This window comes from Winogradskyella echinorum, assembly GCF_014297365.1.
GTDB lineage: Bacteria > Bacteroidota > Bacteroidia > Flavobacteriales > Flavobacteriaceae > Winogradskyella > Winogradskyella echinorum.
Map to the genome: position 1 here is coordinate 313,540 of NZ_JACOQD010000002.1, position 25,094 is coordinate 338,633.

General features: G+C 32.2%; 21 protein-coding genes. 10 read left to right on the forward strand and 11 right to left on the reverse strand.

Translation table 11 applies throughout. The features are described 5' to 3' along the window. The first annotated feature begins 34 nt into the window (after positions 1-34). The 3 genes from H8K90_RS08600 to H8K90_RS08610 all read left to right on the forward strand — a co-directional run bounded on the left by H8K90_RS08600 (position 35) and on the right by H8K90_RS08610 (position 1,987). On the forward strand, positions 35-529 hold the full coding sequence (locus tag H8K90_RS08600) for a DUF6653 family protein (RefSeq protein WP_186845554.1): 495 nt from the start codon (positions 35-37) through the stop codon (positions 527-529). Between the two features lie 386 nt (positions 530-915). After that, a complete protein-coding gene (locus tag H8K90_RS08605) occupies positions 916-1,545 on the forward strand; it encodes a hypothetical protein (protein WP_186845555.1) in 630 nt (209 codons plus the stop codon). A gap of 91 nt (positions 1,546-1,636) precedes the next feature. Beyond that, positions 1,637-1,987 (forward strand): ribose-5-phosphate isomerase, encoded by a 351-nt coding sequence (locus tag H8K90_RS08610; protein WP_186845556.1) that lies wholly within the window; start codon positions 1,637-1,639, stop codon positions 1,985-1,987. Here H8K90_RS08610 and bshA read toward each other — a convergent pair. The 10 genes from bshA to H8K90_RS08660 all read right to left on the reverse strand — a co-directional run bounded on the left by bshA (position 1,984) and on the right by H8K90_RS08660 (position 14,589). Then, positions 1,984-3,120 carry an N-acetyl-alpha-D-glucosaminyl L-malate synthase BshA gene (bshA, locus tag H8K90_RS08615; RefSeq protein ID WP_186845557.1) on the reverse strand — a complete coding sequence of 379 codons (1,137 nt, stop codon included), beginning with the start codon at positions 3,118-3,120 and terminating at the stop codon, positions 1,984-1,986. The genes H8K90_RS08610 and bshA overlap by 4 nt on opposite strands. Positions 3,121-3,267: 147 nt before the next feature. Next, on the reverse strand, positions 3,268-6,189 hold the full coding sequence (locus H8K90_RS08620; protein WP_186845558.1) for a glycoside hydrolase family 3 N-terminal domain-containing protein: 2,922 nt from the start codon (positions 6,187-6,189) through the stop codon (positions 3,268-3,270). Positions 6,190-6,310: 121 nt separating this feature from the next. Further along, on the reverse strand, positions 6,311-7,534 hold the full coding sequence (gene serB, locus H8K90_RS08625) for a phosphoserine phosphatase SerB (protein ID WP_186845559.1): 1,224 nt from the start codon (positions 7,532-7,534) through the stop codon (positions 6,311-6,313). 113 nt (positions 7,535-7,647) lie between these two features. Further along, on the reverse strand, positions 7,648-8,133 hold the full coding sequence (locus tag H8K90_RS08630; protein WP_186845560.1) for an ABC transporter ATPase: 486 nt from the start codon (positions 8,131-8,133) through the stop codon (positions 7,648-7,650). 34 nt (positions 8,134-8,167) lie between these two features. Next, entirely contained in the window at positions 8,168-9,664 is a 1,497-nt protein-coding gene (locus H8K90_RS08635; protein WP_186845561.1) for a PH domain-containing protein, read from the reverse strand. After that, positions 9,651-10,172 (reverse strand): PH domain-containing protein, encoded by a 522-nt coding sequence (locus tag H8K90_RS08640; RefSeq protein ID WP_186845562.1) that lies wholly within the window; start codon positions 10,170-10,172, stop codon positions 9,651-9,653. Before H8K90_RS08640 ends, H8K90_RS08635 begins: the two co-directional genes overlap by 14 nt. Positions 10,173-10,272: 100 nt before the next feature. After that, a complete protein-coding gene (locus H8K90_RS08645) occupies positions 10,273-11,055 on the reverse strand; it encodes a (Fe-S)-binding protein (protein WP_186846183.1) in 783 nt (260 codons plus the stop codon). A 93-nt stretch (positions 11,056-11,148) separates the two neighbouring features. Continuing rightward, positions 11,149-12,462 (reverse strand): (Fe-S)-binding protein, encoded by a 1,314-nt coding sequence (locus tag H8K90_RS08650; protein WP_186845563.1) that lies wholly within the window; start codon positions 12,460-12,462, stop codon positions 11,149-11,151. A 12-nt stretch (positions 12,463-12,474) separates the two neighbouring features. After that, positions 12,475-13,416 carry an MlaD family protein gene (locus H8K90_RS08655; RefSeq protein WP_186845564.1) on the reverse strand — a complete coding sequence of 314 codons (942 nt, stop codon included), beginning with the start codon at positions 13,414-13,416 and terminating at the stop codon, positions 12,475-12,477. A 54-nt stretch (positions 13,417-13,470) separates the two neighbouring features. Next, positions 13,471-14,589, reverse strand: coding sequence for an N-acetylmuramoyl-L-alanine amidase family protein (locus tag H8K90_RS08660; protein WP_186845565.1), 1,119 nt, complete (start codon positions 14,587-14,589; stop codon positions 13,471-13,473). 109 nt (positions 14,590-14,698) lie between these two features. Here H8K90_RS08660 and H8K90_RS08665 point away from each other — a divergent pair, with 109 nt between their 5' ends. The 4 genes from H8K90_RS08665 (at position 14,699) to H8K90_RS08680 (ending at position 20,533) form a co-directional block, all read left to right on the forward strand. Beyond that, entirely contained in the window at positions 14,699-17,470 is a 2,772-nt protein-coding gene (locus H8K90_RS08665; RefSeq protein ID WP_186845566.1) for a putative LPS assembly protein LptD, read from the forward strand. Between the two features lie 113 nt (positions 17,471-17,583). Beyond that, positions 17,584-17,964 carry a RidA family protein gene (locus H8K90_RS08670; protein ID WP_186845567.1) on the forward strand — a complete coding sequence of 127 codons (381 nt, stop codon included), beginning with the start codon at positions 17,584-17,586 and terminating at the stop codon, positions 17,962-17,964. A 176-nt stretch (positions 17,965-18,140) separates the two neighbouring features. Beyond that, the gene (locus H8K90_RS08675; RefSeq protein WP_186845568.1) at positions 18,141-19,322 is read left to right on the forward strand and encodes an acyl-CoA dehydrogenase family protein; all 1,182 of its coding nucleotides are present in this window, start codon (positions 18,141-18,143) and stop codon (positions 19,320-19,322) included. A gap of 158 nt (positions 19,323-19,480) precedes the next feature. Next, positions 19,481-20,533, forward strand: coding sequence for a GNAT family N-acetyltransferase (locus H8K90_RS08680; RefSeq protein ID WP_186845569.1), 1,053 nt, complete (start codon positions 19,481-19,483; stop codon positions 20,531-20,533). A 298-nt stretch (positions 20,534-20,831) separates the two neighbouring features. On the opposite strand, the gene H8K90_RS08685 is transcribed toward H8K90_RS08680, so the two are convergent. Then, positions 20,832-21,701, reverse strand: a complete 870-nt coding sequence (locus H8K90_RS08685) for a tetratricopeptide repeat protein (RefSeq protein ID WP_186845570.1) — start codon at positions 21,699-21,701, stop codon at positions 20,832-20,834. Positions 21,702-21,872: 171 nt separating this feature from the next. On the opposite strand from H8K90_RS08685, the gene H8K90_RS08690 reads away from it, so the two are divergent. The 3 genes from H8K90_RS08690 to H8K90_RS08700 all read left to right on the forward strand — a co-directional run bounded on the left by H8K90_RS08690 (position 21,873) and on the right by H8K90_RS08700 (position 24,931). Then, entirely contained in the window at positions 21,873-22,643 is a 771-nt protein-coding gene (locus tag H8K90_RS08690; RefSeq protein ID WP_186845571.1) for a TIGR02757 family protein, read from the forward strand. Positions 22,644-22,937: 294 nt separating this feature from the next. Continuing rightward, positions 22,938-24,425: a S10 family peptidase gene (locus H8K90_RS08695; protein ID WP_186845572.1), complete on the forward strand. Its 1,488-nt coding sequence runs from the start codon at positions 22,938-22,940 to the stop codon at positions 24,423-24,425. 200 nt (positions 24,426-24,625) lie between these two features. Then, positions 24,626-24,931, forward strand: coding sequence for a GIY-YIG nuclease family protein (locus H8K90_RS08700; RefSeq protein WP_186845573.1), 306 nt, complete (start codon positions 24,626-24,628; stop codon positions 24,929-24,931). The last annotated feature ends 163 nt before the right edge of the window (positions 24,932-25,094 follow it).

The following is a 25,094-nucleotide window of genomic DNA, read 5'->3' on the forward strand; positions in this document are numbered from 1 at the left end:
AAAATATAATGGGAGCAAAAAAATAAATAGACTTATGACCTTAGAAAAACGAATAGCAAAAATATTCAAACTTGATGGGGAGAGCTGGATGAAGCATACTAATCCTTGGTCTATATGGACAAGGTTTACGACATTGCCTTTTATTATTTTAGCTGTATGGTCGAGAGTTTGGATTGGATGGTATTGTCTAATTCCAATTGCGATTCTTGTTGTTTGGATAATTATAAATCCAACCTTATTCAAAAAGCCAAAAAGTATAGATAATTGGGGTGCAGAAGCTGTATTAGGAGAAAGGTATTGGGCCGAACGAAAGACTTTTCCAGTGCCAAAACATCACTCAACACCAATTCTTATTCTAACCGTACTACAAACTATAGGCGGAATTGTATTAATAATTGGTTTATGGAAATTGGAAATAAATTTAACAATAATGGGTTCAATTACTGCATATATGGCTAAGATGTGGTTTTTAGACAGAATGGTTTGGATATTTAAAGAAATGAAAACGCACAAACAACACAGTATTTAGTGCATACCCTTTGGGATGCGTACCTTACAAAAATTGTTGTAACACATTTAATGAAAACCCAAGAAACACTTACAAACGATTGGAGGATTGATTTAATCAATTCTCTTATGGATTTTTTTCAGAGCCTTAAAATTCGTTTTTAATAAATCAAAAGACACAAAAGATAATATTAAAATTTCTGCAATTTATGCGCTAACTTATACTCTACTCTATGTTGGTTGGATTTTCGGAATCGTTTATCTAACTGAAATAATTAAATAAAGCTAGTTAGTATTATAGTATATAATCGATGTCTGTGCTTGCCTTCTTACAAATGTTCTTGTATAATATTTTATTTGATATATAAATGCTAAATTAGAAGCTGATCCAAACAACCTCGTTTAAATATGAATGTTATAGAGAAATTAAAATATCATGAAGAAGATGAACTCGAAGAATGGCTTAACAGTGATGATAAGGAGTCTCGTAAATTTTTAAAAGAGTTGGTTAAATACTCCAAAGACAACTTAAATGAAATTAGACAACATTGTGTTAATACTATTCCGAGTGAATTTTCAAGTTTAAGTATTATCTACGAGGCGTTTTCAGAATATTCAATTGATTTTAATGAGTTTTTGTTTGAGGAAATTCAACGTGTAGTTAAGCTTGCGAAAAGCAAAAGAATTAAGCCGAAATATTTACAAGTTCTTACCGACATTGAAACTGAAGATATTTATTCGAAAACTGAAAATATCTATATCGCTATTATGGAATTTTTAACGTCTAATCTTAATTTACAAAATGAGCCAAATTTTAATGTAGAACTTTTAGATGTTGTTAGTTGGTACTTAATTGAACTCGATGAAGATGATGAAATTTTAGAATCCAATAAATGGATTAGTCGAATAACAGAACTAGCGAATAACGCCGATGTAAGTGTAAAAATTAAAGCTCGAGAAGTCCTTAAGGAATTAGATATTTCTAGTTCTTTAAATCCGCTTTCTTTTTTTGAAAAACTTAAAGGCATGTTTAAATAAGTAGTATAACTTATTGTTTATAAAACTATTACATGGAATTTCTTGTGCAAATCACTATAGCGTCCGTTTAGACCAGTTATAGATATACCTTATGGCAAAAACCCTTTATTACATATATGTTATAGAACTATCTAAACGAGTTTTTACAGAAAGCGCTAAGTTTAGAAAAGCCAACCCTCAATTTAATGGTGTGCTACAATGCCTATATGTTGGTATGACAAGTAAACTTCCTAAAGAGCGTTTTGAGCAACACAAAACGGGTTACAGAAATAAAAAAGGACATAAATTATCTTCTAATATTGTAGAAAAATATGGTCTGTATTTAAGACCTAGCCTTTACAATCATATAGATCCATTTTTTACGAGAAAAGAAGCACTAATTGCTGAAGAGCAAATAGCTTTAGAATTAAGACGTGAAGGTTATGCAGTATGGTTTAACTAATGAACCAAAAACTTCTTTAAAGTTTCTTCATAGATCCTCTCATACATTGGTACAACATTATGCAAATCGAATTTTTGAGACTGCACTTTTGCATTCGCTTTAAACTGATTAAGCGTATCTACATTTTTTAAAATTTTAATGGCATTGGCAGACATATCCTCCACCGCATTAACATCACTTAAATAACCAGAATAACCATCTTCATTAACTTCTGGTATACCTCCTGTATTGGTTGATATAACAGGAACACTACTGGCCATAGCTTCGAGAGCAGCTAAACCAAAACTTTCAGTTTGAGATGGAAGTAAGAATAAATCACTAAAGCATAATATGCGATCAATTTCATTACTATTTCCAAAGAAAACAACCTTGTCTTGTATGCCTAGTTTTTCTACTAACTGTTCCGCTCCCTCTTTTTCTGGTCCTTCTCCAACCATCATTAATTTAGCAGGCAATTCTTTTTGAATATTGTAAAATATCTTTATTACATCTGGTATTTGCTTTACTTCCCTCATATTACTTATATGAGTAATAATACGTTCATCTTCATTTGCCATCATCTCTCTTTGACAATCTGTAAAACTATGTAAGTGCTTTTCTAAATCAATAAAATTAGGTACCACATGTATATCCTTTTTTATATCAAATAGACGCATAGTATCTTTCTTTAAACTCTCTGAAACAGATGTAACAGCGTCAGATTTATTGATACTAAAAGTTACTGCAGATTTATAAAACGGATGGCTTCCTACTAAAGTAATATCTGTACCATGCAGTGTGGTTACTATAGGAACTATAATACCTTCATCTTTAAGCATTTGTTGAGCCATATAAGCTGCATATGCATGCGGAATAGCATAATGTACATGTAATAATTGAATACCATGTAACTTTACCATATCTACCAATTTGCTCGATAAGGCCAATTCATAAGGTTGATAATGAAATAATGGATATTCTGGCACATGTACTTCGTGGAAATGTACATTATTACTCAACAATTCTAACCTAACTGGCTGACGATAAGTTATAAAATGAATTTCGTGACCACGCTTTGAGAGTTCTAGACCTAATTCTGTGGCTACTACTCCACTTCCGCCAAATGTTGGGTAACAAACAATTCCTATTTTCATACTAAGTTATAATCTCAAAATTTTGAATGCTTAAAGTTAGCTGTTTTGCTTTATTAGATCTCAAACTAAAGTGCTTTTTAACTTAAAATTAATAAGCATTTTGATATATGTCTGAAGTAATTCTTAAAGCTTACAGTCTTTTAAAATTTACTCGATAATGGACTCGTAAATTAAACGTTGAATTTCTGTTCTAATGTTTTCTCGTAATAATAAGTTTTTACCGGCTTGAGGATAGGTACGATTAGCCAAAAAAACATATACTATTTCCTCTTCAGGATCGGCCCATGCGTAAGTACCTGTAAAGCCTGAGTGTCCAAAACTTGTCATAGACAAACATCCACAAGTAGGACCTTCTTCACCTAATTGAGGCTTGTCGAACCCAATACCTCTTCTATTATCTGCATGACAATAATGGCATTTGGTAAATTTTTCTAAGGTTTCATTTTTAAAATATCGTTTTCCGCCATAATAGCCTTTTTGCAAAAACATCTGCATTATTTTGGCAACATCATTAGCGTTACTAAAAATACCTGCATGGCCACCTACTCCACCTTGCATTGCGGCTCCCATATCGTGTACATAACCATGCACTTTTTTATAGCGATAATAATTATCTACTTCAGTAGGTACTATATCCTTTAAACTAAATTTTTTTCGTGGGTTATAAGTCGTATAATTGGCTCCTAAAGATTTATAAAAACGATCTTGAGTTATTTCACTCAATGGCTTGTCATAAAAGCCTTCAAGATAATTTTTAAGAATATAATATGGCAAATCGCTATAGCGATAGCGTAATCTCGTTAGTAACTCACTTTCTTTAATGATTTCTTGGATAGAATCCTTATAGTCATCGCGCATAAATAATGTGTTAGTCACCTCTACATTAAATCCTTTAGTTCGCTTTGTTCTGTAGTATTTAGGATCTGGCTTTTTAGTAACAGTATCTAAAGTTGCATAGTAAAATGGAATCCAAGGTCTCAATTGCGCATAATGCGATAACATTTTTTTGAGCGTTATATTCTTTTTATTAGAATTTTTATATTCAGGTATCAAAGCACCTAATTTAGAGTCTAGAGATATAGAACCTTGTTCCTCTAATTCCATTAGCACAGGCAATGTTGCTAATATTTTAGTTAATGACGCAACATCGTATATATCATCAAAGTCAACTTTGTTTTTTTTTGAATAGGTATGATAGCCAAAATTCTTATTATAAACCACTTTTCCTTTACGCGCCACTAATAATTGAATACCAGGTGTCATTTTATTATTAACTGCATAATTTGCAATGGAATCTATTTTAATTAACCGCTCCGAGTCCATTCCAACACGTTCAGGTAAGCTGTATCCTAAACTTAATATAGAATTATACGTTTCACCTGTTCCTGCAGGAAAAAATTGACCTGCAGTAACTGGTAGTTTTCCTTTGGCACCAATGGCACCAAAAATTAATTGTGCAGATTTTTCTTGAGCTATTCGGCTATTTTGATAGCTCATCACTATGCCTTCAATATTTTCTATTGAAAGAATATCATTTAACGCGTAAGGTATAGCAAACACATCTAAAATTACAGTATTGGTTCTTGCTATTTCGTATAACCATGTTAATTCTTTTTGAGAAAATTTATATTTCGCCCATGGATTGTCATTCGATTTATGAAATCCAATAATTACAGTATTATAATTTTGAAGCTGATTTATAGCTCCGTCTAGCTTCTCAGCTTTTATTTGATGAACTTTAGTGTACTTTTTTAATTCATCTAAAAATACTGAACCATTAGCATCACCAAAAGATACATAGGCTATTTTCTTAGTTTCTAAATCTCGAAGAGGTAAAAGTGAATTTGTGTTTTTTACCACTGTTATTGCACTTTCCATGAGGTTTTCGTAAAGTAAATCGTCTTTAAGTCTATTTAAATCTTTACCCAAATTATACAGCCCAACAGGTGAATAATTATGAAGACCCACTTTATATTTTGCCATTAAAATTTTCTTTACAGAATGAGCTAATCGTTCTTCTGTAATTTCACCATCATTATAAGCTTTTAAAATCTTTTTAGTACCAATGGCAACATCTTCGGACATGAGCAAAACATCATTACCAGCCTTAAATGCAGCTAAATCTATGGCTCCAGTTTCGTTAAAATCTGCAGCGCCTTTCATGGTTAATGCATCAGTAAAAATTAAGCCATTAAACCCTAATTCTCCTTTTAAAATATCAGTTACAATATGTTTTGAAAGAGATGAAGGTAAACCCGCCTTTTTCTCTAAACTTGGCACGTTTAAATGCGCTACCATAACACTAGAAAGGCCCTCTTTTATGAGTTTTCTGTAAGGATACAACTCTATTGAATCTAAACGTTCTTCACTAAAACTAATAGTAGGTAATTTGTAATGTGAATCATCAGCTGTGTCACCATGACCAGGAAAATGCTTGGCATTAGCTAAAGTACCGGTACTTTGCATACCATTCATAAGAGCCAGACCTTTATCTGTAACATTGTCTCTATCTTCACCAAAAGATCGATTACCAATTATTGGGTTTTCAGGATTAGTGTTAATATCTACAACGGGAGCAAAGTTAAAGTGAACACCAAGACGCTTGCAGTGTTCTCCCATAAGCTTTCCCGTTTGTTCAACAAGATTGTTGTCGGCAATTGCCCCAAGCGTCATATTCCAAGGAAAAGCGTAGGTAGAATCTAATCGCATACTCAAACCCCATTCTGCATCCATACCAACCAAAAGCGGAATTTTAGATGCTGCTTGTAATTTGTTATTTAGTTTGGCTTGTCTGTATGGTCCACCACTTGAATATATAACTCCTCCAATATGCTGATTTTTTATAAGGTTAACGACTTGGTTGTTCACCTTATCACTATTCTTAGACATAACTTGGACCATATAGAGTTGCCCAATACGCTCTTCTAAGGACATTGAGTTATACAAACTATCAACCCATTGTTTTTGTTTAACAGGATCTTCAGAAAGTAATGGATTAACGATTGGGTCCTCTTGTGCAAAATTGATTTGAAAACAAAAGCTTATAATTATAAGGGGCAAATATCGCATTAGTCGTCTTTTTTATTTAATTAATAGTAGTATCGAATACTATGCCAAAATAGCATAATTAATAAGAAGTAAAAAGACTTTAGGATACTTTTATAAACTGCTTAATTAACAGTTTAACATCTTATTCTAATAAATCGATTTGTCGATCGTGATAGCCTAATAAATATAATACACCATCTAAACCTATACTAGAAATAGAACTTTGAGCATTATCTTTTACCTTAGGTTTAGCATGAAAAGCAATACCCAATCCAGCAAGATTAAGCATTTGTAGATCGTTAGCACCATCTCCAACTGCTATAGTTTGGTTTATATCTATTTGCATATTTTCTGCGATTAACTTAAGATATTCTGCTTTTTTATTTCCATCTACAATATCTCCAATATAACCACCTGTTAAAACCCCATTTTCTATTTCTAGTTGATTGGCATAAACATAGTCTATATCTAGTTTTTCTTGTAAATAATGTCCAAAATAAGTAAAACCACCAGATAAAATTGCTGTTTTAAAACCATAGCTATGCAACGTATCAATTAATCGTCTAGCTCCTTTAGTTATAGGAAGATTTTTGGCTACATCTTTTAAAACATCTTCGCTCAACCCTTTTAGGAGCTTCATACGTTTTTTAAAGCTTTCATTAAAATCGATCTCACCTTGCATTGCAGATTCCGTAATGGCTTTTACTTCATTTCCTACACCAGCTCGTTCAGCTAATTCATCTATAACTTCGGTTTGAATTAATGTTGAATCCATATCAAAACAAACCAAACGTCTATTTCGTCTAAATATATTATCTTCTTGAAATGCAATATCCACATCTAATGCTCTAGATATTTCCATCATTTTCCCAGTAAAATCTGTTTTATCGTCTATTTTTCCTCTAATTGATAACTGTATAGAAGCTCTAGGATATTCTACTTGTTTTACTAGAGATAATCGGCCTGTTAGGCGTTTTATAGAATCTATGTTTAAATTCTTTTCAGAAATTACCTTAGTCACCTCTGAAATTTGTTGAGCTGCTAATTTTTCACCAAGAATAGTAACAATATATCGATCCTTGCCTTGTTGGTTTACCCAATCTTCATAGTCTTCGAGAGTAATAGGTGTAAATTTAGCAGTTATTCCAAGTTCGTATGCTTTAAACAATAAATCCTTTTGAACAGCCGAGGATTTCTCTCCTGAAGTTATTTTAAATAACATACCTAAAGACAAGGTATCATGTATATTAGCTTGTCCGATATCTAATATTTTAGCTCCGTATTCTGCCAAAACACTAGTAAGACCAGATGTTAAACCAGGCTTGTCTGGTCCCGAGATATTTAATAAGAAAATGTCTGTTGCCACGATAAAATTTTTACTGTCGTAAAAATCATTATTCTATTTGATATATGGAAATTATTAAGGCTGAGAAATTTATAATAATATTGCAATAATGCTGAAATATTCGCAACGTCTTTTTATTTAATAAAACGACTATGCCAGCTTTCACTTGCTGGTACTTCCCAATTATTATTAAATTCAGCAATATTGGTAACCAAATTATTAAAAACAATGGTGTTTTTAGAAACTGCTTTTTGCTGAGCCATTTTTTTGAAATCAATTAAAGGCTTATAAGCTATAAATTCTCCTTGCTTGTAAGACACATTCATTTTATCCATTAAATCTACATTGTACTGCTTCTCTAATTCTTGTATAAAATGAACTGAAGCATCAATAGAACAACCTGTAGCTGTATTTAAGTTTTGATTTAAAGCAATTACTATAAAACGCTTATAAACAATTTTATAGCCAGCTTCTAAATCTTTACCATGAGCTGTCCATGCTTCAATAAAAGTATTGAGTTGTTCTTTTAATTGAATAATTTCATTATCAGAAAACGAACGGTTAGCTTGGTATATCCAAACTCTAGATTCTTCCGGTAATGTATTAAAATCTACTAGCATATTACTCCTTTTTTCTGAATGCAAAAATACGTTATTACATCCAATCTTTATCCTGAGATTCTACCTTAAATAATAGAAAATTATAGATAGATAAAGCTTCATGTTTTGATATATACGGAATTTTTACAGATTTTGAAGCTGTAGAAATTACTACTGAAGCAATATCTCTTCGTCTCTGAAATATCGTTTGTTTAATTTTTATACCTTGAATTTTATGAGTCTCAAGAATATTGGTTGTGGTATCAACGACACCACTACCAATGGTTATAAACTGATCTGAAATTTTATAATAAGCTTTCTTATATGCAAAGTATACATACAATGATGCAAAAGGAATTAAAACAGTATTAATCCATAACAAATCTTTTCCGAATAAAAACAAAAACAATGCATTGATAACTAAACCAAAAAACAACATTTCTAATGTAGAAATTAACATAAAATAAGGTCTCGGTTTAGCAGTTACACTTTCATCTTCATTATAATTCAGCAAGAGCTTATTGAGTAAATAGTTCAGTTGCACCTTTTCTAAAGCTACGATATTAAAATTCTTTTGTTGTTTTACGTTTACCATAGCTTGCTTTACAGATAGACTATGTAATCCAAAATATTGTTTTACACGATTGGTTTTTATAACCAAATTCTGAATACGACTTGGCGTTAAACTTAATGATACTTTGTTAAACAAACCTTTATTAATTTCTACAGTTTTTTGGTGTTCAACTACTTCGAGATTAAAATTGATAATAAAGGTTTTTACAACTGAAAACAACAAGGAAAATAACACAACACTTAGAATAATAAACACATTGGTTATCAGCAAACTTAAGATTGTATCCTCATCAAGCTTTATAAAATCGTCTATTCGCTGCTTTAACTCTAATTCAATTAAAAAATCTTTAAATTCATTATACAAGCCAAAAACGAAAGTTAGTATTAATAAAAAGCTTTTAAAGTGATTTTGCGACAAGCCTTCTAAAAGTAACCGTTTTGGTGTGACTTTAAAGAAAACTTCGGGCTCACTTATAGAATCAATAGTTTCATCATTTGCAGATGCTTTATGGAACAATTGCTTTTTAAGTAATAATGCAGTAGGTTTATCTAATGCGCTTATTTCAATTTCAGATTTTTTATCACCAGCAGTTTCAATTTTAATGGAAACTACATTTATTATTTGCTGCAGAAAATTTTGTTTTATATAAACATTTTGAATTTTTGATTTTGGAATTATCGTTGTGTCTTTATTGATGATGCCTGTTGATAAGTGGAAATCATCTTTGCTTAAATGAAATTTAAAATTGAGGTATTTTAAAATTGTAATGACAAGAATTAAGAGTAAAATACCAATAAAACCTAACAACATCATCGTTGGTGTAATATTGGCAAAAGATTTTCGGCGAATTAATGAAAGCCCAAAAGCAATAAAAAGAACAAAAAACTTCTTAAAAAACTTAAATACATTAAACGCAAAAATGACAATAATGCCTTTAGATGACTGTCTTATGGGTTGCGAAAAATCAGTTAATTCCATTAATTTTATCGCTAATAATTTCCTTAATCTGTTTGGCCTCGAGATGTGGCAATCCCTTAATACTTAAGTCGCTTCCAGCCTCACCTGCTGTAAATATTTTTAGCGTAGATAAGCCAAAATGCCTTGCTAACCAGCTTCTAGATTCTTCTACATGCTGTATTCTAGATATTGGCACTGTAACCATAGAATGCACAATTAAACCTTTAGAATAAATAACATCGTGCTCTCTAATGGCATATTTTCTTTTTTTGAAAGCTAATAACCCAACAGTATAATTGATGACACAAAACACTAACACGACTAAAAGGATATACCAGATATTAATCTGAATATCTTCTTTTTCTTCTATGACATACTTTAATAAAAATGCTAAACCAATAAGCACAGCATAAATAGCGAATTTATTCAGTGTAATAATTTTAAAATAGGATTTTGAAATCGGTTTTAGAACGACATCTTCTATTTTCGGAATGCCTTCTATTTGCATTTGTAGGTTGGTGAAATTCATTTCTTTACTTAGTTTTTAACATTTAAAGTAAAACCTAACCTGTAAACTTACTAAACTGAAATATTTAAGAACAATATTATAAGTAAGTAGTTTTTTAAAATTAAGCATCAGCAATCAGTTCAGCAATATCCATCACTGAAATTTCACTTTCTTTTTCTTTAAACTTTACACCATCAGTCATCATGGTATTACAGTAAGGACAACCCGTAGCAATGATTTCTGGATTTGTTTCTAATGCATCTTGAGTTCTTAATACATTAATATCCATATTCCCTTTTTCAGGCTCTTTAAACATTTGCGCTCCTCCTGCTCCACAACAAAGTGCTGTGCCTTTGTGACGTTTCATTTCTGTTAAAGTGGCATTTGTCTTCTTTAAAACATTTCTTGGAGCGTCGTACACGTTATTTGCGCGTCCTAAATAACATGGATCATGAAATGTAATCCGTTTTCCTTTATAAGTATTCCCCTCTATAGTAAGGCGTCCAGTTTCAATTAATTCTTGTATGAATTGTGTATGATGTACTACATCGTAATTACCACCTAAGCTAGGATATTCGTTTTTTATACAGTTAAATGAGTGTGGATCGCAAGTTACAATACGTTCAATTTCATAAGCATTAAGCACTTCTATATTCATTACAGCTTGCATCTGAAACAAAAACTCATTACCAGCACGCTTAGCTACGTCACCCGTATTACTTTCTTCTGTACCTAAAACAGCAAATTCTACATTAGCCTTATTTAAAACCTTAACAAAAGCCTTTGTAATTTTTTTTGCTCTATCATCATAACTACCAGCAGAGCCTACCCAAAATAAAATTTCTGGTTGTTTGCCTTCTGCCATAAATTCTGCCATAGTTGGCACTTTTAGTTGCTCGCTCATTTCTATAGTTTGTTTAGTTAAAAAATTTGAAAGCATTAAAGTTGATTTATAACCTTTACACTTAATAGCTTTAAAACATTTTAACTTGATATGTTATTCATCTTTCCAATTCAATCGGTCCATTTGGTTGTAAGGCCAAGGTGCTCCGTTGTTTTCAATATTAGTCATCATATTATTTAATTCCATTGGTGCAGCACTTTGCTCCATCACTAAATAACGACGCATTTCTAATATAATAGATAATGGGTTAATGCTAACAGGACACTCTTCTACACAAGCATTACATGTAGTACAAGCCCATAACTCTTCGTTAGTAATATAATCACCAAGAAGTTGTTTACCATCATCCTTAAATTCTCCCTTATTGGCATCTATATTTTTACCAACTTCTTCTAAACGATCACGAGTATCCATCATAATCTTACGAGGTGATAATTTTTTACCAGTAAGATTTGCAGGACAAGCAGATGTACAACGACCACACTCTGTACACGTATAGGCATTGAGTAACTGAATTTGGCTTAAATCCATAACATCACTTGCACCAAATTTTGCAGGAGCTTCCTCTTCGGCAGTTTCAGCTGGTGCAGCATAAGGATCGGCATCTGGATCCATCATTAACTTTACTTCGTTAGTAACAGCTTCTAGGTTATTAAATTTACCTTTTGGCTCTACACTACCTAAATACACATTAGGGAACGCTAATAGAATATGTAAATGCTTAGAGAAGTATAAATAGTTTAAGAAAATTAAAATACCAACAATATGTAACCACCAAGCTGTACGCTCAATTATATGTAGTGTCTCGGCAGAAAAACCTTCAAACCAAGGTGCAATAAATTGCGATATAATATTACCCGAAGCCATACTTTGAAATGAAGTATCTGTAGCATTCATTACCAAGAATAAACACATTAAAACCACTTCAAAATATAGTATAATGTTACCATCGTTTTTTGGCCAGCCTTTCATTTCAGAACTTAAAAAACGTTTTATTTTAATCACATTTCTACGCAACCAAAAAAGCGTAACCGACACTAAAACTAAGACCGCTAATATTTCAAAAGCACCAATTAAAAAGCCATAAAGTGCCGTTGGAAGATACTCTTGACCTATTCTATGTGTCCCAAACAGACCATCGATAATAATTTCTAAAACTTCAATATTTATTATGATGAAACCAACGTACACAATTATATGCAGAAAACCAGAGACTGGTCGTTTTACCATCTTGCTTTGTCCTAAAGCAATATATGCTAAATTCTTCCAACGTTGAGATTTGTTATCACTAGCATCAATTTTTTGACCTAGTTTTATATTACGTATTATCTTCTTAATATTTCTAGCAAAATAGCCTATTCCTAATACAAGGATTGCGGCAAAAAGTATATTTGGTAAGTATTCCATAGTTGAAATAATCTAGTTCTTTTGGTCTTCGGTTGGTGGTGTATAAGGAATCTCTTTTTTAGATAAAATACGTCTGTATCTCGCAGGATGCAGCTTTATATCTAATAATAATAATTCCATTTCTTTAGAAGCACCTTCAAGGTTATTATAAAGTGCATCATCCTTTAAAAGTTTACCAATTGTTCCGTCACTACTATCTATGCTTGCAAGTAAACTTTGCATACTACCAAGAGTTTTATTTAATTCTTCTATTGTAGTAGATAGACCAGCACTTTTTAATTCTGTGGTAAGTTCATTTAAATCTTTACTGGTTTTGTCAAAATTATCTAAAATAGAGGCAATCTTTTGATCGTTATCTTTTATTAGATTATTGGTAGAAATAGCAACACTTTTAAAAATTCTTAATGTTGAGTTTAACTCAGCAATAGTAGCCTTTAGACCTTGATCAGAATCATCTATTACTAAATCATTTAAACTATTTACTAAAGTATCTGCAGAACGCAATGTACCATCTAATCCAGCAGTAACTTTAGGTAAGTCACTTTCCATAGAAGATATTAAACCTTGTTTAATCTCTGAAGCAATAAAATCTCCTGGCTTAGCCAATTGACCATCATTAGCGTCTATAATGGCTAAGGCGTTGCCACCCATTAAACCTGTAGCGTACAATCTAATCTTGCTATTTTTAGAGAATTTTAATTTTGGATTTACCGAAAATTCAACGCGGGTTTTACCAGAGTCAAAATCGTAACTAATACCCTCAACTTTACCTATTCTGTTACCTTTTACTGTAATAGGTGCTGAAGGTGATAATGAATTATAATCGAATTCTGTATAATAGGTTTGTTTATCAGAAAAAATATCTTCACCTTTTAAATATGAAAATAAATATATAAAAAGAGCAATGCCAGATAAGACTAATATTGCTGTTTTAACTTCTCTTGAAATTTTCAATGGGCTTTTCTTTGGTTAGAAACAAAATTAGGAATAAATATATGAATAATATACCTAATCTGAAGCAGATTTTAAGGCTTCGTCCACATCAATTTTATTTCCAGCTTTGTAGGCTACAATAAAAGCATCCGGATAACCAGTTGATCTCGCTTTATTTTGAAGTTCTTTAGCTTTGTTATAATCTGAAGTATTTCCGCTAAAGTATTTGTAAATATTTCCTGTTTTAATTTTAGAAATATCTGATAAGCCTTTAAAATTATATGATTTTGGTTCTATATCTTTAAAACTAGCTGCAATCTGCACCTTAAAAGTCACATTATCAATAACCATAGGCTTAGTTACCGTTTCTGGTTTTACTTCTGGCTCTATGCCAATGATATGGGTCCCAACATTGAGATCTAGTTCTTTTTTATAAGCGACAACAGCATCTTTAATCGCAGTTGCAATCTGAGTTTGCCCATTTTTAGAGTTTAAAAAAGCGCCTTCGTTTTTATTGGTAATAAACCCTGTTTCAATTAAAACACTAGGCATATAAGTATTATGCAAAACCCATAAGCTCAATTGCTTTATACCTCTACTCTTGCGTTTTAGTTTCCCTTTAAAATTATCCTCAACCTTACGTGCTAAAATTACGCTTTGCTCTACATACACTTCTTGTTCAATACCAATTGCAATACTAGATTCTGGTGAGCTTGGATCAAAACCAGCATAGTTTTCATGATAATCATCTTCTAAAAATATCACTTCATTTTCTGCCTTTGCTACTGCCATGTTTCGTTCAGAGTTTTTTGCTCCTAAGACATAGGTTTCGGTGCCATAGGCTTGTGAATTGTGTGCGTTACAATGCACTGAAATAAACAAATCTGCATCAGCTTTATTCGCAATTGCAGAACGTTCGTGCAGTTCTAAAAACACATCTGTTTTACGTGTGTAAATAACTTTAAACTCTGGATTTCTCTCTAATTGTTTACCCAATTCTAAAACTACCTTGAGCGCTATATCCTTTTCTTTGTAACCGTTTTTTGTTGGTCGTCCAGGATCTTTGCCTCCATGACCAGCATCTAAAACAACTACAAATTTATCCTCTTGGGCATTTAATGAGGCAGTAGATGTTAAAGAAGTGATAAATGTAAGTACTATAAATACTATTATATATTTCGGCTTCGTTTGCATATTTAATCTAACGGTTTATAGGCTTGGATTATTACTCGTTTTTATAAGTAAATCAATATTTTTAAAGTTTATTTTTTTAATAATTTAATCACAAAAAATATCTTTACTTTTGGCGTTTCAAAAACCGAGCCATACTTTTACAAAAATACATTTAAAAGGATTGCGTACAAATAGTCTTTATATACTTTTTGCTTTGAGTTTTACAGTGTTTATCAACACTTTTAGCTTCGCACAAGAATTACCAAAAAAGAACAAGGTAATACCTCCTGTACAAACGAAAGATTCAGCAAATGTTTCTATAGATTCTCTTTTCAACAAACCTATAAACTCCAAGACAGTAGATTCTACCAAGCAAGACTCCGTTAAACCTAATGAATTTTTAAAGGGTATTGTTACTTATAAGGCTACTGATTACGTGTCTATAAATCAGAAAAAACAGAAAATCTACCTTTATAATGAAGCCGAAGTTTTATACCAAGACATGGAAATTAAAGCTGGTGTCATTGTTATTGATTATAGTAAAAACTTAGTTTATGCTGGTAGATTAAAAGATTCTACTGGCTATTCTCAAAAACCTGTATTTACACAGGGAGCCAATATTATTGAGCCAGATTCTATAATATTTAATACAGAATCTAAGAAGGCTTTAATTTACAACTCAGTGACCGAACAAAGTGGTGGTACCATTATAGCTGAGAAAACTAAAAAAGAAAACGATTCCGTTTATTTTATTCATAGAGGAAAATTTACGACCTCCGAAAATTTAGACGACCCAGAATATTACATTTTAATGAATAAAGCTAAGATTGTACCTAATAAGAAGGTCGTTACCGGCTTTAGTCAAATGTATATATACGATGTACCCACACCTATAATGATGCCATTTGCATTTTTTCCTATGTCTAAAAAGCAAACATCAGGTATTATTTTCCCTTCTTTTGGTGAAGATACAGGTAATGATCGCGGCTATTTTTTACAAAATGGAGGTTATTATTTTGCGATAAGTGACTACTTAGATTTAGCTGTTTTGGGAGATTACTACACCAACGGTAGTTATGGTCTACGACTAGAAAGTAATTATGCTAAGCGCTATAAATTTAGAGGCAATTTAAGTTTTAGGTACGAAAACTTACTTACGAGTGAACGTGGTTTTCCAGACTTTGCAAAACGAAGCATTTATAATATTAGATGGTCGCATAGTCAAGATGGTAAAGCCAACCCTAGTTCGCGTTTTTCTGCTTCGGTAAACTTAGGAAGTAGTCAATATTACCAACAATCTGTTAACCAATTAAATCAAGCCAACTTTTTAAATAATACATTAGCGTCTTCTGTATCGTATTCTAAATCTTTTCAAGGCGAACCTAGTGTTAATCTAAGTTTATCTGCAACGCACTCTCAAAATACCAATACAGAATCTGTAAATATAACCTTGCCAACTTTGCAAGCCTCCATGAGTAGAATTTACCCATTCGAACCAAAAAACGGGACTAAAAAGGGAGCTATTCAAAATATAAATTTTCAGGTGAATACTAGAGGTGAATATCGCATTAATACAACGGACTCCTTATTTGGGAAAAGTGAAATGTTTGATAGTGCTTTGGCGGGAATGCGACATAGTATTCCCTTAACTACAAATTTTAAAATATTCGATTATTTTAGCGTAAGTACTAATGCCAATTTTGAAGAAACCTGGACATTAAAAACAGTAAACAAATCTTACGACCGAGTCAACCAAGAAGTAGTATCTATAGATCAAAACGGGTTTGACCGCTTTTTAACCTATAATTTTGGAGCAAGTCTCGGTACAACCATTTATGGTATGTACGATTTTAAGAAAGAAGGAAAAGATCCTAAAATACAAGCCATACGCCATGTAATGCGACCTTCTTTAAGTTATTCTGTGAGTCCGGCTTTTGATCAATACTATGAAACTTATGATGTTATTGATGCGGATGGCACTACTACAGACCAAGTAGAATACACGCGTTTTGAAAATTCTTTATTTGGTAGTCCAGGTAATCGTTATTCTAGCAGTATAGGTATTTCCGTAGCTAACAATATTGAAGCAAAGGTACGATCTAAGGACTCTACAAAAACTGAGCCTGAAAAAATATTTTTACTTAACAATTTAAACTTTTCTACATCTTATAATTTAGCGGCAGATTCACTTAACTGGAGTCCTGTGCGTGTTTCTGGAGGTACGCAAATTTTAAATAAAAAAATGAGTATTAACTTTGGGATGACACTAAATCCATACGCTTTAGACAGCAACAACAACGTTATCAATACTTTTAATATAGATAATGGTGGAAGTTTGTTTCGTTTAACTTCTGCAAATATTAACATGAGTTATACCTTATCTAATGAGAGTTTTTCAGGAGGCGAATCCGAAGAGGATAAAGCTTCTGCTCAAGAAGCTGCACGTTCTGGTGGTAGAACTGATGGGCTTTTTGGTAAAACTCAAGATTTTGCAGATCAAAGACTTTCTGATAAAAGCAAAGGAAATAAAGACGAGGAAGAGAATAATGAATTTTACAATTACAAAATGCCATGGTCCATTCGCTTTGCTTATTCTGCTAATTATACTAATACAAGACGACAAGACCAAATATCATCGCATTCGTTAATGTTTTCTGGTGATGTAGAACTTTCTCCGCGTTGGAGTGTTGGTGCATCCTCTGGATATGACTTTTTAAACCAAGGTTTTACATATACACAATTACGTTTTGAGCGCGATTTGTTAAGTTGGCGAATGAATTTTAGTTGGGTACCATTTAGTGAACGTTCTTCGTGGAATTTCTTTATTGGAATAAAATCTAGCTTACTTAAAGACCTTAAATACGATCAACGTCGTCAGCCAGACCAAAGGGTTGGAAATTAATAAGTGATATGAGCATATAGCGAATGCAACAATCTCTTTCTTAGAAAAATTATCTTAAATTTGATTTATTGTTTAACCTTTAATAAGATTTCCATTTTTACAGGATCTAATAGATGAAAAAAATAATCAACACCACAAAAGCACCTGCTCCAATAGGCCCTTATAACCAAGCAGTATTAGTAGGAAACACATTATACACCTCTGGGCAAATTGCTTTACATCCACAAACTATGGAATTGGTTTTAGACGACATTAAAACTGAAACTAAACAAGTAATGGAAAACATGAAAGCGGTTTTAGCGGCAGCTGATATGACCTTTGAAAATGTGATTAAGACTTCTATATTTATTAGCGATATGAATAATTTTTCGGAAATAAATGACGTTTATGGACAATATTTTGATGAAGCAACTGCACCAGCAAGAGAAACCGTAGAAGTAGCTAACTTACCTAAATTTGTAAATGTTGAGATTAGTATGATTGCTGTAGTATAATCTTATAACTCGATGCTTTTTTCCATTATTTATCGTAAAAAACACGAAATCCCCTTATCAATTATTTTTGCAGTTAATCTATTAATTATCAAGTGGTATGTTAGTTAGTAGTACTTTTAGCCAGAATTATATTTATTATTATTAAAGCATATTCAAAACCAAATCAAATTTAACCTATGAAAAGCTCACCTTCATTAATATCAGCAATGACATCGCCTGTTGAGGCAGCCAAAGAAATATACGATATTGCAATTGCCCATAGAGAAGAAACAGAAAGTTTACGTAGAATTGCTCCTGCTGTTCTAGAAAAACTTAAAGATTCTCAACTCTTTAGAATGGGTTTACCTAAATTTTTAGGTGGTTGGGAAGACAACCCGGTAGAAGTTTTAAAAGCTTATGAATTATTGAGTAGCGCAGAAGCTTCTGTTGCATGGTCTGTATGGAATAATCATTTGGCATGTACATTTGGCCGTTTTTTAGATGAAGACAGCATGAGAGAAGTGTATAGTGAATCTTCTCATGTGTACGCTAACTCTGCACGTCCCGAAGGAATTGCAGAAATTGTACCTGGTGGTTATAAAGTTTCTGGTCGTTGGAGTTTAGTATCTGGTTGCGAAATTTCAGATTGGTTTGCTATGCGATGCCTTGTAACTTCAGATGATTTGCCTTCAACATTAGGTCCTGGTGCTTTATTGAAATTGTTTTTTATTAAAAAAGAAGACATTAAAGTAATCGATACATGGCATGTAGGAGGACTTAGAGGTTCTGGAAGTCATGATATAGAAATAAAGGATGTTTTTGTAAAAGAAAGCTATGCCATAGACTTTAATAGTCCTGTGAGTATCGATAATCCTTATAGTCGTTTACCCATCGGTTGCTTAAATTCTGCTGGTAACGCTTCTATTGCTTTAGGATTGCTAAAAGCTGCTATGGACGAATTAATTAAAATGTGCCACGATAGAGTAACACCTGGAAAAAATCCAGATTTAAGAGATCGATTAACCATACAAACCGCAGTTGCTAAAAGCAAAACAACTTTAGATGCTAAGCGAACGCAATTACACAATAGTGTTTCAACCATTTGGGAAGAAGCGCAAAAAGGTAACACTTATACTGACGAGCAGTTAGCAGACGTTTGGGCAGCATCAGTAGAAGCTGCTACCGCTGCCAGATCAATGGTAACCGAAATTTTTGCAGTAGCTGGTACCGCTTCATTATATACTAAATTCAGAATAGAACGTGTACACAGAGACATTCATGCTGTTTTACAGCACGGAATAATTCAACCACATTGGTTGAATCAAGCTGGTATGGCTTACGTAGGCCTTAAACCAACTGGTGCAATGTTTAGAATATAATTACTTAGACAATACAACTCTCAAGAAGTTGAATTACGCTGTATTTTAAACACAAAAACTCAACAATTACAAACAAACAATAGCATTTAATATTTCAAACAAAAAATAGGAACTGCTTATTTTTTAAAATTACTTGCTAAAAAAATAGTTATCTCAAAATGATAGACATTATAAAAGATAAGAAAACGTGGAATGAAAATTTGGCTTTAGCTAAAGATTCTGATTTTTATTACACTTACGACTACCATCACCTTTCTAAAACAGATGATGAATCTCCAGTACTTATAAAATATACTGAAGGTTCAACCACTTTGGTTTTACCATTATTACTTAGAGATATAGAAAATTCTGATTATAAAGATGCAACCTCTGTATATGGTTATGCTGGTGTTTTAGCATTGCAACTTGATAATAGTTTTAATAAAGCAAACTTTCATAAAGAACTTAATGCGTTTTTTATTGAAAATAAAATTGTTTCTGTATTCTCAAGGCTTCATCCTTATATAGATAATCAAGAAACTTTATTAACGGGTTTAGGTGAGGTTAAAACAATGAGTGATGTTGTATGTATTGATTTAACTGACACTATTGAAAATCAAAGAGCTAAGTTTAATCGTCGATTAAAAACATACTTAAATAAATCACGTAAATCTTGTACTGTTATAGAAGGTAATGTCGATGAACATCTTGAGACTTTTGTGGAGTTGTATCATGAAAACATGAGACGTGTAGACGCAGATGATAGTTACTTCTTTTCCGATAAATATTATCGTGAAATTATGACCAGTAGTGACTTTAAATCGGAATTAATGCTTTGTGTACATAACGAAACACAAACGATTATTGGTGGTGCTATTTTTATAAAAAAGGGAGATATTGTACAATATCACCTCTCAGGATTAAGTGAAGCTTATTTTGACTTAAACCCTATAAAACTGGTTATAGACGAAGTTCGTATTAGAGCTACCGAAGAAGGTTATAAATATTTTAATCTTGGTGGCGGAAGAGGTAGTAGTGAAGATTCACTATTTAGATTTAAAAGTGGCTTTTCTAAAGACTTTAAAAAATTTAAAGTGTGGAAGTATGTAGTTAACCAAGACGCATACCAAGCACTAGTAGAACAAAATCTAGATAAACAACTCGATGGTGACGATCTTTACTCTGGTTTCTTTCCTGCATATCGTAAACCGATTGAAGTTTCTGCTAGTTAATCTATAATTTAAAAATATCTGTAAAATAAAAACGACTTGGCTTTCACCAAGTCGTTTTTGTTAACTAACATTAATTTACCCCTAAACTAAATAATTTATTATCATAGTAAATACTATGATTAAAAAAACAAAGTAGGTTAAGTTCAAATAGAATCATAAACTTACTTGCCCTTTTATTTAAAACAACTAAATCTTTAATTGTCCCAAGAAAAATTTAAAAAAGATGAAATTTTTATGTAAAATCCTGCAATTGGATAATAAAAGAAGACCAACTGAATAGTTTATCCATTATATATAATTAGTTATTGTTCCAATTTTGCTCAAATTGTTTAATGTATTCAACATATCTTGAATCTTTCTCGGCATATTTCCTCGTCAATTTTGCCCATTCATCAAATTTTATCCTGTCTTTTAATTTAAAATATGCTTGCGCCATATTTATTGCCATTTCACTTTTTTCAAAGTCATTATCAGACATCTTTATTCCTTTTATATAGGTGTTTTCTGCTTCTTTTATTCTGTTTAAATTGACATAGGAAAAACCTAATTCTCTATAGAAATAGTAGTTTTTAGGATTGTTCTGTATTGCTTTTTTTATAATTGGAATTGCCATATCGTATTGTCCTAAATGATTATAAGCATAAGACAATTCAAATTCTAGTCCATCAAAATGTGGTTCTATTGTATAGGCTTTTAACAAAGGAATTAGAGCTAACTCGCATGCACCGACGTGATTGTAGTGATAGCCTTCATTTTTAAGATATCCAACTTGATCAGAGTCTTTTTTGTAAATCTTCAGCCATTCAGGTTCTGGTGGTAAATTTAGTGCAGAGACTTGATCTTTATTAAGGATAGAAACTAAACTGGTATTAGGTGCTAGTCTATATTTCATTGAACCTATGGTTGAATCTTTTGGTGTTATTATTAAGCTACCTTCTTTGATTTTAAATTGTGTTTCATAATTAAAAGTAAAACCAGCTTGATTATCTATATAAATAAATCCATAAGCATAAGTAGAATCAACATCTTTTTTTGGAAAAACAACCCATTTATCAACAGCCTCATAATATTTTGTGTCAAATTTAAAAACGGTTAGATTCTCTTGGGTAAATCCAACATTTGAAATTAATATTAAAGCCAAAATTGTTATTCTTAAAGTTTGTTTCATAATTAATTACAATAGGTTTATATAAAAGTTAGTGAGTTTAAATATATTAAATTTAGTCTAGCTTGCATAGGTCTAAAACAAAGCTAAATGCTATCATACGCATTGTCAATACGTAACTTTACGTATTTTATAAGATTAATCTTATTTTTACTTTTCTAATAGTAGCAACCATTGAAACTCAAAAAAGCAGAACTCAAAGATTTCTTAGACGAAAAAGTTATTCTCTATAACAACCCAAAATTTATTGAGAGTGACCCTATACAAGTGCCGCATCGGTTTTCTAAAAAAGAAGATATTGAGATTGCCGGGTTTTTAACAGCTACCATAGCATGGGGAAATCGTAAAAGTATTATCAATAATGCCAACAAAATGATGGAGTTACTAGACCACTCCCCTTTTGAGTTTATAATGCAGCACCAAGACACAGATTTAGAAAAGCTAATGCCTTTTGTACATCGTACTTTTAATGGATATGATTTTATACAGTTTATAAAAAGCTTACAGCATATTTACCAAAACCATAAAGGTTTAGAAGCCCTATTTGCTAAAAACGCTAAAGATGGGTCGCTACAAAACAGCATCCATGAGTTTAAAAACGTCTTCTTTGAAATTCCACATTTAGAACGCACCAAAAAGCATGTTAGTGATCCTTTAAAAAATTCCGCGGCTAAGCGCATTAATATGTTTTTACGTTGGATGGTACGTAATGATAATAATGGTGTAGATTTTGGTATTTGGCATAGCCTCTCACCTACCCAACTCAGTTGTCCGCTAGATGTACATTCTGGTAACGTAGCTCGTAAATTGGGGTTATTAAAAAGAAAGCAAAATGATGGTAAATCCCTAGCAGAATTAGATACTAGCCTTAAACAATTAGATCCGAATGATCCCGTAAAATATGATTTTGCATTATTCGGTTTAGGTGTTTTTGAAGGATTTTAAATTCGTCTTCTATTTGCTATCTTTAAGTTTTGTAAATAGTTTCTGAACTTGGTTCAAACCATAATTTTTAATTGTTGTCATGCTGAACTCGTTTCAGCATCTTAAACTAAAATATAAACTAACAATGAACTAGATTCTGAAATAAATTCAGAATGACAAGATATAGGGTTTTGGTTTTCAATAACTGAATGCATAAACCTAAATCATTGTCAAACTTAACTTGACTCAAATTTTAATTTTAATTATTGTCATACTGAACTCGTTTCAGCATCTTAAACTCTAAACAATACACCTATGAAAATTAGACTTACACTTCTATCATTATTCAGTTTAGCACTCAGCTTTTCACAAGATTTAAAAATTCCTGTGGATACGGCTTATGTCTCTAATAATTCGGTTACAATTAAAGGGAAACAGATTAATTATAAAGCAGAAACTGGTTTTCAGCCGGTTTGGGACGATGAAGGGAAAACCATTGCCTCATTGTACTACACATATTACAAGCGCACCAACGACGCAAAAGGCAACAAAAGACCAATTATCTATTCGTTTAATGGTGGTCCTGGTTCCGCTTCCGTTTGGATGCATATTGCTTATACAGGCCCTAAGATTTTAAAGATTGATGATGAAGGTTATCCTATACAACCCTATGGAGTAAAGGATAACCCAAACTCTATTTTAGATGTTGCAGATATTGTATTTATAAATCCTGTAAATACAGGCTATTCAAGGAAAATTGCTGATAAGAACGGGAAAATGCCAGACGATAAACTCTTTTTTGGTGTGAATGCAGACATTAAATATTTAGCGAGTTGGATGAACACCTTTACGACAAGACACAACCGCTGGGAATCACCAAAATATATTATCGGAGAAAGCTATGGTGGCACACGCGTTATGGGTTTATCCTTAGAATTGCAGAATAGCCAATGGATGTATTTAAATGGCGTAATTATGGTATCTCCTGCAGATTATAAAGTGTTACGAGTTGGTGGACCATTATCATCTAGTTTAAATTTACCGTATTATACTGCTGCTGCGTGGTATCATAAGATGCTACCACCTGCACTTCAGGGTAAGGACTTGTTAGAGATTTTACCAGAAGCTGAACATTTTGCCATCAATGATTTAATGCCAGCGATTGCCAAAGGAGGTTTTATTACTGATGCAGAAAAGAATGCTATTGCAAAACAAATGAGTTATTATTCGGGCATATCAGAAAAAGTGATTGTACAACAAAATTTAGATGTTCCAAATCGGTTTTTCTGGAAAGAACTTCTTAGAGATAAAACGGGTGAAACAATTGGTCGATTAGATTCGAGATATATTGGTTTTGATAAGGTTGAAACAGGCATAAGTCCAGATTATAGCGCGGAATTAACGTCTTGGCTGCATTCTTTTACTCCAGCTATCAATTATTACGTAAAAAATGAATTAGGCTTTAAAACAGATGTTAAATACAATGTGTTTGGCAATGTTGGTAATTGGGATAGAACAAATGATGACACAAGAGAAAATCTACGACAAGCTATGGCTCAGAATCCTTATTTAAAAGTACTAACACAATCTGGATATTACGATGGAGCTACAACTTATTTCTCGGCAAAATATTCCCAATGGCAAATAGATCCAAGCGGTAAAATGAAGGACCGATTTTCTTTTAAAGGTTACAGAAGTGGTCACATGATGTATTTACGAAATGAGGATTTAATAAAAGCCAATGAGGATTTAAGGGTATTTATTGAGAGTTCGCTTCCTAAAGGGAAATCGGCTAAGTATTAATTTGATAATGTTTATGCGGAACTTGTTTCAGTATCTAAAACTTTAAACGAACTAACAATCTATTAGATTCTGAAATAAATTCAGAATGACAAAATAGAGACTTTTGTTTTCATTAGTTGAACTTTATTAAAACTATAACTTTAATGTTGTCATGCTGAACTTGTTTCAGCATCTTAAATATTCTCACATCAAACTATACCATGCCAAAACGTGATTATCATAACTACTGGGTTTACATCATCACAAACAAACCAAACGGCGTCTTATATACCGGATTCACAGGTGGAATAGATGACAGAATGGAAAAGCACACTGAAGGCATAGGTAGTTATTTTACATCGAAGTACAAACTAAAGAAATTGGTTTATTTTGAAGAGTTTCAATATGTTGAAGATGCGATAAAAAGAGAGAAACAGATTAAGAATTGGAAACGTCAATGGAAAATCAATTTGATTGAAGAGACAAATCCAAGTTGGGAAGATTTGTGGGACAGATTAGGTTCTTAAACGTTATAAACAAAATCGTTGTCATGCAGGACTTGGTTCAAACTATAATTTCAATTGTTGTCATGCTGAACTAGTTTCAGCATCTTAAACATAAAACAAACTAACAATAAACTAGATCTTGAAACAAGTTCAGGATAACAAAACAAAAAAAAGCTTCCAAATT